Below are 15,838 nucleotides of genomic sequence, written 5' to 3'. Positions count from 1 at the left end.
TTGATGGCTTGCTTATATTTATTATTATTTACCTTTGCATCAAAATTAAAGCAATCTATAAAATTACTTATGAAACAAAAACACCTTGTTCCGCTACGCTGGTCGATATCCTTTATCGGGCTATTGACCTTGACTGGCGGACTGACATCATGCTCAGATGACTATGAGTATGAGAGACGTGAACCCGACTTTCTGGGTGCAAGCATCTATGACTACTTGCAGCAGCAAGGCGATTTCACGACCTACCTGCGGTTGATCGATGACCTGGACTATAAGCAGGTACTTAGTCTGACAGGCTCAAAAACCGTTTTCCCCGCACGTGATGAAGCATGGACACGCTTTTTTGCCGGTGATAATCCATGGGGGGTGACGTCCTACGAACAGCTGACAGCCGCACAGAAGCGCAGCCTGCTGGGCGCAAGTACCATTAATATGGCCTATCTGACCTATATGCTGGCCAACACCGGCGACACAGAGAGTCAGAGCGGTGAGGGAACAGCCCTGCGCCGGGCTACTCAGTATAGCTATCTGGACAGCATACAGATGTGTCGTGACGACCGTCAGCTGGCAGCACCCTATTGGCAGAAATATCAGCAGACAGGTATCCGTCTGGCAGATCAAGGAGACACCTACATGGTGCATTTCACACCGCAGCACACCTTAGTAAATAAGATCCCCGAAGAAGACCTCTCGCTGATTTTAGGTCAGGCTTATCGTGGCTCGGATGTCTATGTGAACGGTTCACAAGTGGTGGAAAAAGACATCACCTGTAAGAACGGCTATGTGCATGTTGTGAGTGATGTGCTGACGCCCAGCAGTCCGATGAGTCAGGTCATCAACCGAAACAGTCAGACACGGTTGTTCTCGCAGTTGATGGAGCGCTTCTCGGCACCCTATTACAATGGAGCGATAACCGAAGCCGTTCACCAACTGTATGACGGGCATGATGCGGCCCATCCTGTGATCAGCGACAGCGTCTTTGTGAAGCGCTACTTCACCGAGTCGCAGCCAACCGACCCAGAGGGCAACGACATGACCAATTACGGTCTCCTATATATAGACCCCTCGCAGAACACCTATCAGTCTATGCAGGACATGGGTGTGATGTTCGTGCCTACCGATGAAGCGATGCAGAACTACCTCAACGGAGGAAAAGGGGCCTATCTGAAAGATGCCTATGGCACCTGGGAACAGGTGCCGACACCGCTGGTGGCCCTCTTCATCAAGAACCACCAGAAGAAGTCGTTCATGACCAGTCTGCCTTCGCAATGGTCCACCATGAACGATGAGGCTTCGTTTGCCATGCATGTGGATAAGGGTGACATTGTGGCTACCTATGTGGCAGGCAATGGTATTGTCTATGTCACCAACAAGGTGTATCCGCCTATTGACTATCAGAGTGTGTATGCCCCAGTGATGACCAATCAGAACACGCGTATCATGAACTGGGCACTGCAGGACCACGAGATGAAGTTCTATCTGTATCTGCGCTCTATGGAAAACATGTACAATCTTCTGGTGCCTACGGATGAGGCACTGCAGAACTATCGCGACCCCGTGTCGTGGGCCAAAGGAAAGAGCCAGCGGCAGATATGGGCCTTCCGTTATGACGAGACCAAAGACCAGCCAGTCACGGCCGACGTCTATGCTGTCAACGAAGATGGGACCAAGGGCGACTTCCAATATACCATCGACGAAGTGGGCCTGTTGCGCAATCGTCTCTATGACATCTGCGACCGCCATATCATCGTTGGCATGAAAGACGACGAAGGTCGCATGAGTGGCTATGTGGATGACGGCACACAGCATTTCTATCAGTCAAAGGGCGGCTCGACCATTCGTGTTAATGGTGCAGGCGAACAGATGACCGCCATGGGTGGCGGTGACGCAGAACAGCAGGTGGCAGAAGCACATCAGGTGGGACGCTATGACTTGGACAACGGGCGTTGTCTTGTCATCGACCGGGTGCTGCAAGACCCTGTCAATTCGGTCTATACGAACATGCAGGCCCATGCCGAGTTCTCTCGCTTTTTTGAATTGCTGAACGGCAATGACATGGTGTTTCGTCTTTTCGAGAAAGACGCGGAGATCAAGAGCATCTTCACGTTGAACCGAACGAGCCAGTCAAGTGGTCTTGGCAATGTGGTCTCGATGTTTGGCAACTTCCAATACACGGTGTTGGTTCCTACCAATGATGCCATTGAGGCAGCCTTTGCCTCAGACCCCTCCCTGCATAGCTGGGATGAGATTATGGCACAGACCGACAACAAGATTCAACGTGAATGGGCTGTCAGGCTGATGCGCTTTCTGCGTTATCACTTCGTGGACAACGCCACCTTCGTGGATAGCAAGCCCTTCTCTTCGCTGACCTTCGAGACGGCTGCACGCAGTAACAGTGGGCGCTTCCAGAAGATGGTCATCAGCGGCAACGGCCAGAACCTGACGTTTACCGACAGTCAGGGAAACAAAGCCCATGTGGTAAAGACCAGTGGACTCTATAACCTGCAGAGTCGCGACATGATTGTGAACAACAGTGACTATCGCTCGGCAACACAAATTGTCAGCTCGTCACAATCTGTGATTCATCTTATTGACCATGCCTTAATCCCAGAATAATCCTATGAGACGTTTTGTATTATTAATCATTTCATTATTGTTTTGTGGCGCATCCGTGCTGGCTCAAACCATGATAACAGGTCAGGTCACGGCTCCAGATGGAGAATGTATTGGTGCGACAGTGGTAGAGCAAGATAAGGGTGGACGTATCGTCAGTTCGACCGTGACCGACTTCAATGGTCATTTCTCGTTGCAGGTGAAGAACACCGACAACACCTTGAAGATCACCTATATCGGTTGTAAGCCGCAGACGCTGCCAATCAAGGATAGGCGCCGCTTTGACGTGGTGCTGAAGGACGACAGCCAGACGATTGCCGAAGTGCATGTGAAAGGCCGTCGCCGTACTGGCGCTGATGGTTTTAACGTGCCAGTGCGCGAACTGAGCGGTGCCCAACAAACCATCTCGATGAAGACGTTTGAGGGCATGTCGGTGGCATCGGTCGATGATGCCCTGCAAGGACGAATAGCCGGTCTTGACATCGTGGCAAACTCAGGCGACCTGGGCAGTGGCTCCTCACTACGTGTGCGAGGTACCACCTCTATCAACTCAAACTCAGAGCCGCTTATTCTGCTTAACGACATACCGTTTGAAAGTCAGATAGATGCCTCGTTCGACTATAATACCGCCTCGAACGATCAGTTTGCCACGCTGCTGAACATCTCACCAGAAGATATCGAAGATATCACGGTGCTGAAAGATGGTGCCGCTTGTGCCATCTGGGGAGCGCGAGGTGCCAATGGCATCATCTCTATCAGAACGAAAAAGGGTGTCACCGGACCAACACGTGTGACCTATAGCTACCGTTTGAGTGGCAACTGGCAACCTGAAGGCATGAAGATGCTTAATGGCGATGACTACACCATGCTGATGAAGCAGGCCTACTTCAACCGCAATCAGGATGAACGCGAAAGCAATATCCCAGAATTCAACTATGACCAGAACTTCTCTGAGTATGAACAGTTCAACAACAATACCAACTGGGTGAAGGAGGTGACACAGATGGGCTGGACTCATGATCACTCTCTCTCAATCAGCGGTGGCGGACAGAAAGCCAAGTTCCGCGCATCATTGGGCTACTACAATCAGACCGGTACGGTGATAGAACAACAGATGGACCGTTTCTCAACGCGTATGAACCTGGAGTATCAGGTCAGCGACCGACTGAAGTTCACGAGCGATTTCTCCATGACCTACACCAACAATGATCGCAACTATGAGCAGTATTACCCTGCTACGGGATCGAACATAGGATTGCTGGACGTGGCCTATCGAAAGCTACCCAATGTGGGCATCTACCGACAAGATTATGACGGGCACGATACGGACGCGTTCTATCATATTCTTCCTTCATCAAACCTCGACTCGTCGCAGAAGGATCTCTATAATCCCGTTGCCGTGGCGCATCTGGCACAGAACGTGCAGAAGAATATGCGTATCATCCCGACACTGCGCATCCAATACGACTTTATTGAACCTACCGACAAGCAGCGCTTGCGGTATAATGGCTATGTGACCTTCGATATAGAGAACTATAAGATCAATCGGTTCCTGCCTAAGGAGCTGGTCGCTCGCCATTGGTTAGACGAACAAGTCAACCGCAGTGAGAAACAGGAGAACGAGGGGCTCTCCATCATGACCGACCAAAACGTGACGTGGATGCCCAATCTGGGCGAGAACCACTCCCTGATGCTCTATGGCTCCTGGCAGATGACCAGCGGCGCATCGCAAAATCAGCGCTTCGTAACCTATGGTGTGCCTTCGGAACACATCACGGATGCTGCTGCCGGCGGAAATCTGTCAGAACTGAACTCAGATAAAGGTCAATGGCGGTCGATGGCAATCCTGGGACGTATGCACTACGCTTATCAGGGACGCTACATCGTGGATGCTACGATCCGATGGGATGGCTCGTCGCGTTTCGGTTCAAACAATCGTTGGGGTGCCTTTCCTTCATTGTCGGGAAAGTGGATCATTTCCGACGAGAAGTTCATGAAGTCTATGGAGAATTGGCTCTCGGAGTTCTCGCTCCGTGCAGGATGGGGCGTGACGGGTAATATGCCCGATCGTGAATACCTGCACTTTGCACGCTACAATGGATCGTGGAGTACTGGTGGCAACAATTATAATGGCATGCCAACCATAAAACCAGCCTCGCTGAAGTTGACAAACCTGAAGTGGGAGCGTTCGACGAGCATCAATGTGGGCCTGAATCTTGGACTCTTTGAGGATCGATTTACGGCAGACCTGAACGTCTATCACCGTCGCACGACAGACATGCTTTTCCGCGATCAGCGTGTGCCGTCGCATACGGGTTTTGACCAGCTGAGTTATATCAATGCCGGTACGATGGATAACGATGGCTGGGAACTGAATATCAACACAAACAGCTTGATAAGTATAGGAAAATGGACATTCGACTTCAACGCAAACCTGTCGAACTATAAGAATACGATCAAGGAACTGAATGCCAATGTGCTGGATTCCTATAACGGAGAGTTCAGTTATGCCAATGGCAACTATCTGAGTCGAGTGCAGATTGATAACTCGTTTGGCAGTATTTATGGCTTGCGGTCGCATGGTGTCTATCAATACGATAAGTGGAGCGAGGAGGAAGTGCCCGGCATCAGTGGTCCAAATGCTCCAGTGGCCAGAGACAAAGAGGGAAAGGTGGTCTTCAGCAGTGGTCAACCTGTGCCGTTGTATTATGCCTACGGCACCACCAATGCAAGAAAGTTCCGTGGCGGTGATGCAGTCTATGAGGACATCAACAGCGATGGCACAATAGACGAACTCGACGTGGTTTACTTAGGCAACTGCAACCCCAAACTGAATGGCGGTTTTGGCTTCTCGTTGCGCTACAACAAACGACTGTCGCTGAACTGCTTCTTTAATTTCCGTTATGGAAACAAGGTGATAAACTATTCTCGCATGTATGCCGAAAATATGTATTCTAATGATAACCAGTGCGTGTCTGTCAACTGGCGATGGCGCAAGGATGGCGACAAGACCGACATGCCGCGTGCCATCTATCAGGACGGACGTAACTGGATGGGTAGCGATCGCTTTGTGGAAGATGGCTCATTCCTGCGCTGGAAACAGTTGACGGTGAATTATTCATTTGACCAGAAGACCATTAAGAAGATTGGCTTGAACCAGGCTTCACTCTCGTTGACACTGAACAACATACTGACTTGGTCGAAATACTCTGGTGTTGACCCCGAAGTGGGCTATGACTCACAAGGCATCTGCGCCGACTGGTCGAAGACGCCACGCTCCAAGTACTTTACGTTTGGTTTAACTTTAGGAATATAATGAAAGACTAGAATATGAAACTGACGAAAATAATCATGGGTAATGAGATACTGACAGCTAAGCGCACGACAGGCTTATGGCTCGGTGTGGCGCTGCTCACATTTCACACTTCGCTGTTCACGTCGTGTTCTGACTTCTTTGATATCAAACCGCAGACAGAGTTGGTCGGCGATGACTTCTGGCAGTCGAAGAGTGACGTGGAGAGCGCCGTGGCAGCCTGCTACCGCGCCATGTTGGAACCCGATGTGATGGAGCGCCTCATCGCATGGGGCGAGGTGCGCTCGGATAATGTGCTGGCGGGACGTAGTCTGGGAAGTGACTTGCAGTATATGCTCAATGCCAATATTGACGCAAGCAATGGTTATACGCAGTGGGGCCCTGTCTATCGCATCATCAACTACTGTAATATGGTGCTGGAGCAGGCCCCGGCGGTGCAAAGACAAGACCCTAACTTCAAACTGGGCGAGCTAAGGGCCTTTGAGGCTGAGGCTAAGACGCTGCGCGCACTCTGTTATTTCTATCTGGTGCGCACCTTCCGTGATGTGCCCTTTGTGACCGAGGCCTATAGTGATGATACGCATCCTTTCCAGATGCAACAGACCGATGGCGACGAGATACTCCGTCAGTTGCTAGCCGGTTTGGAGGCCATCAGCGACGGCTATGCGAAAGCTGTCTATTCGACGACAAGCGATACGAAAGGACGGGTCACCCAAAAGACACTTTGGACGCTGATGGCTGATATGTATCTGTGGCTGGGACAGTATGATCAATGTATTGAGATGTGCGACCGCGTGTTGCAGACGCCAACCAATCCGTTGCAGTTGGAGAGTTCTGCACGCTATAATCAGCAGGTCTTTGGTGCGGGAAACTCGGCAGAGAGTATCTTTGAATTACAGTTTGACCAGTACACGCCAAACTATGTGGTCAACGAGATGTATGGCACAACAGGAGGACGCAGCAGCGTGAACGGTCTGTCAGCTCTCGGTTTTAACGATGGAGACAATCACTTGTTTGACAAGAATAGTGACCTGCGTTATAAGGATGCCTTTTTTGGTAGTGGCACGTCGGCCTTCGTCCCGATTGAAAAATATGTGGCATGGCGAAAAGAGTCGGCAAGTACACAGGTGGCAGCCGCAGACTATGTGGTGAATCAGAACACACAGCACTGGATTGTCTATCGCCTTTCTGACGTGTTGTTGATGCGGGCAGAAGCACTCGTGGAACGCAATGGCGAGGGAGACCTGACTGCTGCTCTACAGATGGTGAGCCGTACGTATGAACGGGCTAATCCGTCAAAGGGCGCAGGGGCGCTGTCGCCTTCAGCCTACGGCACACAGGAGCAGATGCGCGACTTGGTATTTGACGAACGACAGCGTGAGTTTCTGTTTGAAGGCAAACGCTATTATGACATCTTGCGTCGCATCCGTCGCACAGGTGACCTACAGAACATTGTTTCTACCTATCTGTTGCGAAAATATGAAAGTCAGGATCAGGCCACGGTGTTCATGCGCTTGAATACACTGAATGCGCTCTATTTGCCGATTCATAAGGATGAGCTGAAAGTGAACAGGTTGCTGAAACAGAATCCTTTCTATGCCACCTCAAGTGATATTGAGCGTCATTAAGTCAAAGGGATATAATCGTAAAAAAATGAAATCATGATGAGACAGATCAAACAGATAAAAAGAACCATCATCAAGATGGCAGTGATGGCGGCACCGCTTATGGGAGTCGGAGGTGGACTCGGTCTGACATCCTGCGATAGTGACACGCTCTCTGGTGACAGCTACTACACGTTTACTGGAGAGACCGTAGCCAGCTATATAGAGAATCGACCAGACTCGTTTTCTGTGTTCACACAAATAGTGAAAGAGGCTGGCGAGGAAGCACTGCTGTCAACCTATGGACACTATACGGCCTTTATTCCGACAGATGAGGCCTTTCAGACCTATTTTGCAGCGCATGGCATTTCGATAGCACAGCTGACGGATGAGGATAAGCGTGAGATAGTGTATAATCATATCATTCGTTCAACGGCTATTGACTATAAAACCAAAGACTTTACCGAAGGCGCTCTGGGCACTTCGAACATGAATAACCGCTATATGATCATCTCGTATGTGGTTGCTGATGAAGGCAGAAACCAGATTGTCGTGAACAAGCAGGCCCACATATCAAGGCCAGACAATGAGGTGCACAATGGGGTTGTGCATGTCATTGATCACGTACTGGAACCCAGTGACGAGACCCTTGGGGCAATCCTCGACCAAATGCCGGAATATAGCATTTTTGCTGAGGCCTTGCGACTGACACATCTGAACGACTCCATCAGCGAGACTTATGACATGAGTTACGAAAATCCCTATACGACGGAGTTCGTAAATGTGCTTGGCTATACGATGAAACCACTGACGCGACGCAGATTAGGCTATACGCTATTTGCCGAACCCAACAGTGTGATGCAGACTGCAGGTATTGGTGATGTAGAGGCACTGAAGCAGTATGCTCAGCAATACTATGGCCAGGAGGACGCTGATGATCCAACCAGTCGTCGTAATGCGTTGAACCGTTTTATCAGCTATCACCTGCTGAACCGTCAAATGTCAACCAACTCTTTTGTCTATAGCGGTCCATGTACCTCTTCTTACTATATGGATAAGCGATATGAATACTATGAAACGATGTTGGAAAACCGACTGTTGGAGATCAGGGCAGGCAACCGCCTGAACATGCAGAAGAGTGGTCTTTTTGTAGGTATTGACGAAAGTCACTCAAACATTGACGGTATGAACGGTTTTATTCACTCGCTCACTCATATGCTGGTCTATGACGAAGCCATCATGCAACACGACGTGCTGAACAAGCGAATACGTTTTGATGCCTATTCTATAGCACCTCAGCTCACCAATAATAACGTAAGGTGGAAACTGACAAACCTGGACGGCTTTGGCGGCTATACGATGAGTCCAGACTATTGCGGAGATTATTTGAAATTCAATGATGCCTCGAAATTTATCATGTGGGCTTCGGACTACTGGACCAATTACCAGGCTGACGAGATTTCGGTGCGTGGCTGGTATGATGTGACGGTGCGTATGTTGCCTGTGCCTCCTGGTACTTATGAGATACGCTTGGGCTATACAGCTCGCTCATGGGGCGGAATCGCACAATTGTTTGTTGATGGTGACATCATAGGTATTCCCGTATCCTTCAACTATACGGGCGAGCAACCTCAGATAGGCTGGGTCAGTGATGATGAGACAACCGATATGGGCGCAGAGAACGACAAGATGATGCGCAACCGCGGCTATATGAAGGGTCCCAACTCGGTGTATGCTCCCAATGGTCAGAAGACGTTGCGACAGAATATCGGTGCTCTGCGTTTCATCGTGGGTACGTTCACATTCCAGGACTATGGTCCTCATTATTTCCGTGTGAAGAATATAGAGAGCGAACTCGGAGAATTCCACTTTGACTATCTAGAGTATGTTCCTACAAGTTTAATAGATAGTGAAGACAAAGACTAATAACGAATAATATGACTACGAGAATGAAAAATAAATACCGTTGTCTGATATGTTGTGGCATTGCAGCAACCTTTATGGCTTGCTCAGAATGGAGTGACCACTACGAAGATTTGCCAGCGATGGGTAACGGACAGACCGTCATGCAACTGTTGGAACAGCAGACCCCCTCTTTTGCCGAGCAAGTGCGACAAGCTGGTTATGGGAACCTGTTGGCATCAAGTCAGTCATTCACTGTCTTCGCTCCAGCGCAGATTGAGCATGATGATGACGTGCAGAAAATGGTGGCTAATCACATCGCCCGCCGTATCTATCCTACGTCAACGCCCAGCACTGTCGGGGTGGAGATGCTGAATGGTAAGCTTTTCGAGTTTGATACGGCTGACAGCTTTGGAGGAACAGCGATTGAAGAGGGCAACCTGAAGGCAAGCAATGGACTGGTCCACCGTTTAGCGACGCCATTGAGCTATGTGAACAATATCTATGAGCACTTGAAGTCAAACCCAGAATACTCCAAACTGTATGACTTCATCCATGCCTACGACGAGGTGCGTTTCAATGCTGATGCAAGCGTGGAGATAGATATTGACGAGGAAGGGCGACCTGTATATGATTCGGTGATGGTTGACTATAACAGACTGCTTGAGCATCCGCAATATGGAATCGGACATATTGCGAAAGAAGACTCTGCATATATAATGGTGGTGCCTACAAATACTGCTTGGGATGAGGCCTACCAGCGTATAGCCCCTTCGTTTAAGGTGTATGATGCAGATGCTGCTGTAGCAGACTCGTTGCAAGACATCAGAACAAAACTGGCCATCGTGGAACATCTAATATACCGTGACACGGTGCCAAGTGGATTGAAGATTGGTGCCAGTGCTGTTCATGCATCTAATGGGACGGTTCTTTCGACCCCGGTATTGAAATACAATGCTCGTGAGACCTGGAACAAACCTATCATGGTGGAGGCCGAACAACAAAATGGTAGGACCTATAACAATACGCTGACATCGGTATATAATCGTTATGTGACGGCAGCATCGCTGGTGGAAGGTGTCAGTCATGACAGTTATGTGGAGGTGATGCCTATTTCTACATCGACCAACCCAACGGTCATCTTTGAAATACCTAAAGTGCTGGCTGGCACATACAATGTGTATGCGGTGTTCTTGCCTGTCAGCGTTGAAGGTGCTGCGGAACAGGCCGACTCTACCCGCATGACCTTCACGGTGACCTATCAGGATGCAAACGGACGCTCGGTGTCTAAGCGCAACAATGCGAAATCGCTTCTTACCGAAGGATCGTCTGTGACCAAGATGCTGGCATTTGAAGATTTGGTGATACCCGTAAGTAATACTTCAGACCGTCTTTGGATGATGGGAGAGAATCATGATGAAAGTTCGTTGCCGGTGACAACACTGCTTACGGTGGCAACCAATGTCACAGCAAAAGAATTTTCTTCTGGCGAGCTGTCACGCTCGTTCCGTTTAGATTGTATCATCTTTGAACCTGTAGAAGATTAAAAACATAATGAAGAAAACTATGAAGCGTTTACTTTTATTATTTTCAAATATATCTATCATCACTGTTGCATGCGTAGCGCAGACGATGGTTCGTGGCAGGGTGCTAAATAGTGCAACGAACGAGACCTTTGCTGGATCGCGTGTCGTATTGGTAGGAACTAAGACGATGACAATGACAGAGGATGATGGCACCTTCGAACTAAAGGTAGATCAGCTGGACGGCATGTTGCGCGTTGAGGCTCCAGGCTTTGAAACGCAAATTGTTCCGTTGCTGGGACGTAGTGAAATATGTGTCAGATTGCTGCCTGTGCTTAAAATGCGCCCTGTGCTGCTGAATGCCGACGATGCTGCAGGGCGAGCCTTGTTGGGTGATGTGCGCATGGCAGCTCATAGTGGGCTGGATGCTGCTGGTAGTGCTATGTTTATTCGTGGTTTGCATAGCATCAACATGACCTCGCAGCCACTGTTCGTAGTTGATGGACAGATATGGCAGTCGCAAGAGAATATGAGCTCTCTGCATGAGGGCTATTTCAACAATCCATTGGCACTCCTTTCTGTTGATGATATTGAAAGTATTCAGGTGCTGAAGAATGGTACGGCGATATGGGGAGCAAAGGCTGCTGGCGGTGTGGTGATGATCAACACCAAACGAAGTCATAACATGGCTACGGAAATTGAAGTGAACCTCTCAACAGGTATTAAACAGCGTGGTAAGGTACTGCCGCTTCTTCATGCTGATGACTATCGTATCTTGGCCTCAGAATTGTTGACTAAGGACAAATCTATGGGGAGTGGAGTGGGAAGTCGTTATCGTTTTCTTGACGATGATCCAACGACTTCATATTACAAGGCTAACCATAATCATACGGACTGGAATCACGAGATTACACGGGTGGCATCGACCCAAAACTATGGAATAGCTGTGCGGGGTGGTGATGAAGTTGCTCTTTATGCCTTCTCTTTAGGATACAATCGGGCTGACGGCAACATACGCCATACGGACTTTGAACGTTTGAATGTGCGGTTTAACAGTGATATTAATCTGACGAAGCAACTCACAACTCGTGCAGACATAGCATTCTCGCAGGTCACACGCAATCTCGTTGATGATGGCATCTTTAGTGCTACTTCACCACGCTATATGGCTTATACGAAGAATCCGTTATATAATGCATATCAGTATGACACGCAAGGAAGACTCTATCATCGTCTAAGCGATGTTGATGAACTAAACATGGGCAATCCCTTGGCCGTCGTAGAGAATGGTGAAGGAAAAAGCAAGAACTACCGTTTTACGGCAACGCTGGCCCCAACGTATAGGTTTGGAGAGAGGTTCAGCCTGTCTGCAGTAGCAGCTTTTTCTTGGGACAAGATCAAAGAGAGCGCTTTTACACCAGATTTTGGCCTTCCTGAGGTGCATTTGTATAATAGTCAGGGCGATTGGTATGGCGATGCAGTCAATAGCGTGGCCAGCCTGATGACACGCCATTCGACGATGACTCTTGGCATGAATGCAGACTGGAGCATCCTTCATTCTCGGTTCTCTTTGTTAAGCACAAAGATAGGCTTCCGCTATTTGAACAACACCTTTGAGGGCGACTATGGTCAGGGATATAACACGGGCAGTGATAACTTGCGTTCGCTGTCAGTGACCAATTCTGCCTTGCGAACAACGCTTGGAATAAATGACGACTGGCGCTCAATGAGTTGGTATGCGCAGGTGGAATACAGTCTGAGAGATCGATATATGGTCACAGCGTGTGCAGCGATGGAGACGAATAGCAGATTCGGACGTGATGCCGATGGAGGCTTGAAACTTGGTGGCGTGAGATGGGGGCTGTTCCCTTCTGTAGATGCCGCATGGCAAGTAACCAACGAAAGATTTATGCGTCATATAAGTGGCATTGACTACTTGAAGTTGCATCTGGGATATGAGCTGACAGGCAACGATCAGTTGCCGATAGGCGCTACACATACTTATTTTGAGACAATCAACTATGCTGGATTGGCAAAAGGATTGGCACTGGCAAGCATCGGAAATGAAAAACTCAAGTGGGAGCAAACGGGCACCATGACTCTGGGCGTGGATATGCGTCTTTTGAATAACCGTCTGTCTCTGCGTGCGGATTATTTTCATGCTACGACGTATGACTTGCTGGTTACAAAGCAATTGCAAGAGGAGTATGGTCTGAAAGACTATTGGACAAATGATGGTCAATTGCAGAACGACGGCTTTGAAATGGCTGTAAGTGGACGCGTTATTGATAAACGTGACTGGCAACTGACGGCTGGACTGTGTTTAGGACATTATAAAAACAAGGTGAAGAAGCTGACCGATGGTGACTATATGACGAAGATGATGGGAGCGAATCTGCTGACAAGTGTTGGAAAGCCTATAGGACTGTTCTATGGCTACCGCACGGAGGGCGTCTTTGTTGATCAGGCTGCTGCTTCACAGGCTCATCTTGCAATTGTTGATGAGACAGGAAAAGTTGTTCCTTTCGCTGCAGGTGACGTTCATTTCAGTGATATAACTCCAGACGGCATTATCAACGAAAAGGATATGACGGTTATCGGTGATCCGAATCCAGACATTTATGGCTCTTTTAACTTTGCCTTGAAATGGAAAAGACTCTCGGTAGATGTGTTGTTTTCTTATTCATTGGGTAATGATGCTTATAATGCTCTGCGTCAACAACTGGAGAGTGGAGCAACTCTTAATAACCAAAGTGAGGCTATGCGTCGCCGTTGGACTGCAGATGGGCAGACGACAGATATACCTCGTGTGACATTTGGTGACCCGATGCAGAACAATAGATTTAGCGATCGCTGGATAGAGGATGCTTCTTATTTAAAACTGAAACAGTTTTCTTTGACTTATGATGTTCCTGTCAAACTATCGTTCATACAGGGCTTACAACTCTGGGGTTCGTTGAACAATATGTTTACTTTGACTCGTTACTTGGGCGCAGATCCTGAGTTCAGCTATGGCAATCACTCACTCCTTCAGGGGGTTGATGCGGGTCTGATGCCCCAGTCAAGAAGTTATAATATTGGAATAAAACTCAATCTTTAATCTTTTTCATACAATGAAAATCAATAAATACAGATTATTACAGATATGTCTTGCAGGCTGCTGGGGAATGACACTCACTTCTTGTCAGGACATGATGGATATGGACTCTCCTCAGGTGGTATATGACACCAATCATCAAATAGATCATGCTAATGACTCTATTTACTCGGTGATGGGTGTTCTGGCGCAGTTGCAGGATATAGCAGACCGCGTGGTGTTGATGGGTGAACTGCGTGGAGACTTGATGACTGTTGATGCACAAGTGGCAAATACGGATCTTCAAGACATAGACAGACTTCAGTTCTCTACAACAAATCAGTATGCCCTGTCTCGCGATTTCTACTCAATCATCAATAACTGCAACTATATCCTTGCTCACATGGATACCACGATCACAGAAGGGCAAAGTAAAGTTCTCTTGCCAGAATATGCGCAAGTGAAAACACTACGTGCATACACCTATTGGCAACTGGCCCTTATTCAGGGGGAAGTGAATTATTTTACCCAGCCTCTTACTGATGTGTCAAGTGGAATATGGCTTGATAAAGCTAAGACAGACCTTGATGCTCTGTCTCTCTTGCTGATAGACGATTTGGAACCTTTCGTAAATACGCGTGCATTGGATTTTGGAAGTGTTGATGGTTGGAATAGCTCCGAATTCTTCTTGCCAACAGCGATGCTTCTTGGCGACTTATATCTTTATAATAACAGATATGAGGAGGCAGCAGCTGCCTATTATAATCTGATATGCCAGCGCCACTTGACAGTAAGTAGCAGCTTCGCAACAACATGGCAGTCAACAACTCGTCATGAACTAAATAATGGTCAGCGCCGAGCTTATGTGTCGGATGTCATCACAAGACAGGTCTTTGATAGTGGTTTGCGCTCGGCTCATAGCCAGTTGCACAAGCTGACCTATGGTGTCAGGTATGACAAGGAAGATGGGGCAACAGCACTTCTGCCAGTCAAAGCGTTTACTGACTGGATGCAGGGGCGTGTGCACTTTCATACCGATAATGGACAGGCTATTTCACGATATTTCTATGGTGACTTGCGTGGAGTAGCAGAATTGTCAAATGGTAAATTCGTGGGGAATGCCTTCGGACCGGCAACTGATGATAATTCTTCTTTTTATATCACAAAATTCTATAATAACCTCTCGGGAAGTGAAACTGATGTGCTGGAACATCGTTCTCTGACATCTTTAGCTTTACTCCGTCCTTCTACTGTCTATCTACGTTATGCAGAGGCTATCAATCGCGCAGGCTTCCCTACAACTGCATTTGCTGTGCTGAAATATGGCTTGAATAGCGTCATGTATGACACCATTCAACATCGGGTGGATACACTTGAGCTGCAACGCTATCCAGCCTACATAGACTTCCATGATCCGCAGTTCAATCAAAACGTAGGAACTGCTGCACGGGGCTTGGGGTTAGGTATTCGCTGGGACAAAACACAGTATGTTATTCCTGCTGGCGTTGACTCTGTAGATTATGTAGAGCGTGCAATCCTTGAGGAAATGGCTGCTGAAAGCTGTTTCGAAGGAAATAGGTTCTTTGATTTGCTACGTATCTCACATCACCGACCAGACCATCCTTTATTCATGGCAAAGAAGGTGAGCGCCAAATACGCGGATGCTGAGGCTGCAGAACAGCGGTTACGCATACTTTCAACGTGGTTTTCCCACAAAGAAGAATGACTTCTGACTCGCTGGAATAATGATATGGTGGACAAAACATGCTGCAAAATAACACATTTGTTTCATTTAAACAGCAGATGA

7 protein-coding genes are annotated in these 15,838 nt (G+C 48.2%); all 7 read left to right on the top strand.

Features of this window, described 5'->3' with window-relative positions; all coding sequences use genetic code 11:
• Positions 1-69 precede the first annotated feature (69 nt).
• The 7 genes from L6472_RS13095 to L6472_RS13065 are packed head-to-tail and all read left to right on the top strand — an operon-like array spanning position 70 to position 15,757.
• Positions 70-2,616 carry a fasciclin domain-containing protein gene (locus L6472_RS13095; protein ID WP_237805824.1) on the top strand — a complete coding sequence of 849 codons (2,547 nt, stop codon included), beginning with the start codon at positions 70-72 and terminating at the stop codon, positions 2,614-2,616.
• Positions 2,617-2,620: 4 nt separating this feature from the next.
• A complete protein-coding gene (locus tag L6472_RS13090) occupies positions 2,621-5,929 on the top strand; it encodes a TonB-dependent receptor (RefSeq protein ID WP_237805822.1) in 3,309 nt (1,102 codons plus the stop codon).
• A gap of 14 nt (positions 5,930-5,943) precedes the next feature.
• Positions 5,944-7,554 (top strand): RagB/SusD family nutrient uptake outer membrane protein, encoded by a 1,611-nt coding sequence (locus tag L6472_RS13085; protein ID WP_237805820.1) that lies wholly within the window; start codon positions 5,944-5,946, stop codon positions 7,552-7,554.
• A gap of 33 nt (positions 7,555-7,587) precedes the next feature.
• Positions 7,588-9,456 (top strand): fasciclin domain-containing protein, encoded by a 1,869-nt coding sequence (locus tag L6472_RS13080; RefSeq protein WP_237805818.1) that lies wholly within the window; start codon positions 7,588-7,590, stop codon positions 9,454-9,456.
• 23 nt (positions 9,457-9,479) lie between these two features.
• Positions 9,480-10,979, top strand: a complete 1,500-nt coding sequence (locus tag L6472_RS13075; protein ID WP_237805816.1) for a fasciclin domain-containing protein — start codon at positions 9,480-9,482, stop codon at positions 10,977-10,979.
• A 19-nt stretch (positions 10,980-10,998) separates the two neighbouring features.
• Positions 10,999-14,055, top strand: coding sequence for a SusC/RagA family TonB-linked outer membrane protein (locus L6472_RS13070; RefSeq protein WP_237805814.1), 3,057 nt, complete (start codon positions 10,999-11,001; stop codon positions 14,053-14,055).
• A gap of 13 nt (positions 14,056-14,068) precedes the next feature.
• Positions 14,069-15,757: a RagB/SusD family nutrient uptake outer membrane protein gene (locus L6472_RS13065; RefSeq protein ID WP_237805812.1), complete on the top strand. Its 1,689-nt coding sequence runs from the start codon at positions 14,069-14,071 to the stop codon at positions 15,755-15,757.
• Positions 15,758-15,838: the final 81 nt, after the last annotated feature.

Source organism: Prevotella sp. E13-17 (assembly GCF_022024035.1).
Classification (GTDB): Bacteria; Bacteroidota; Bacteroidia; order Bacteroidales; family Bacteroidaceae; genus Prevotella.
Note: the sequence above shows the minus strand (reverse complement) of the source record. Positions and strands in the feature narration are given on the sequence as shown.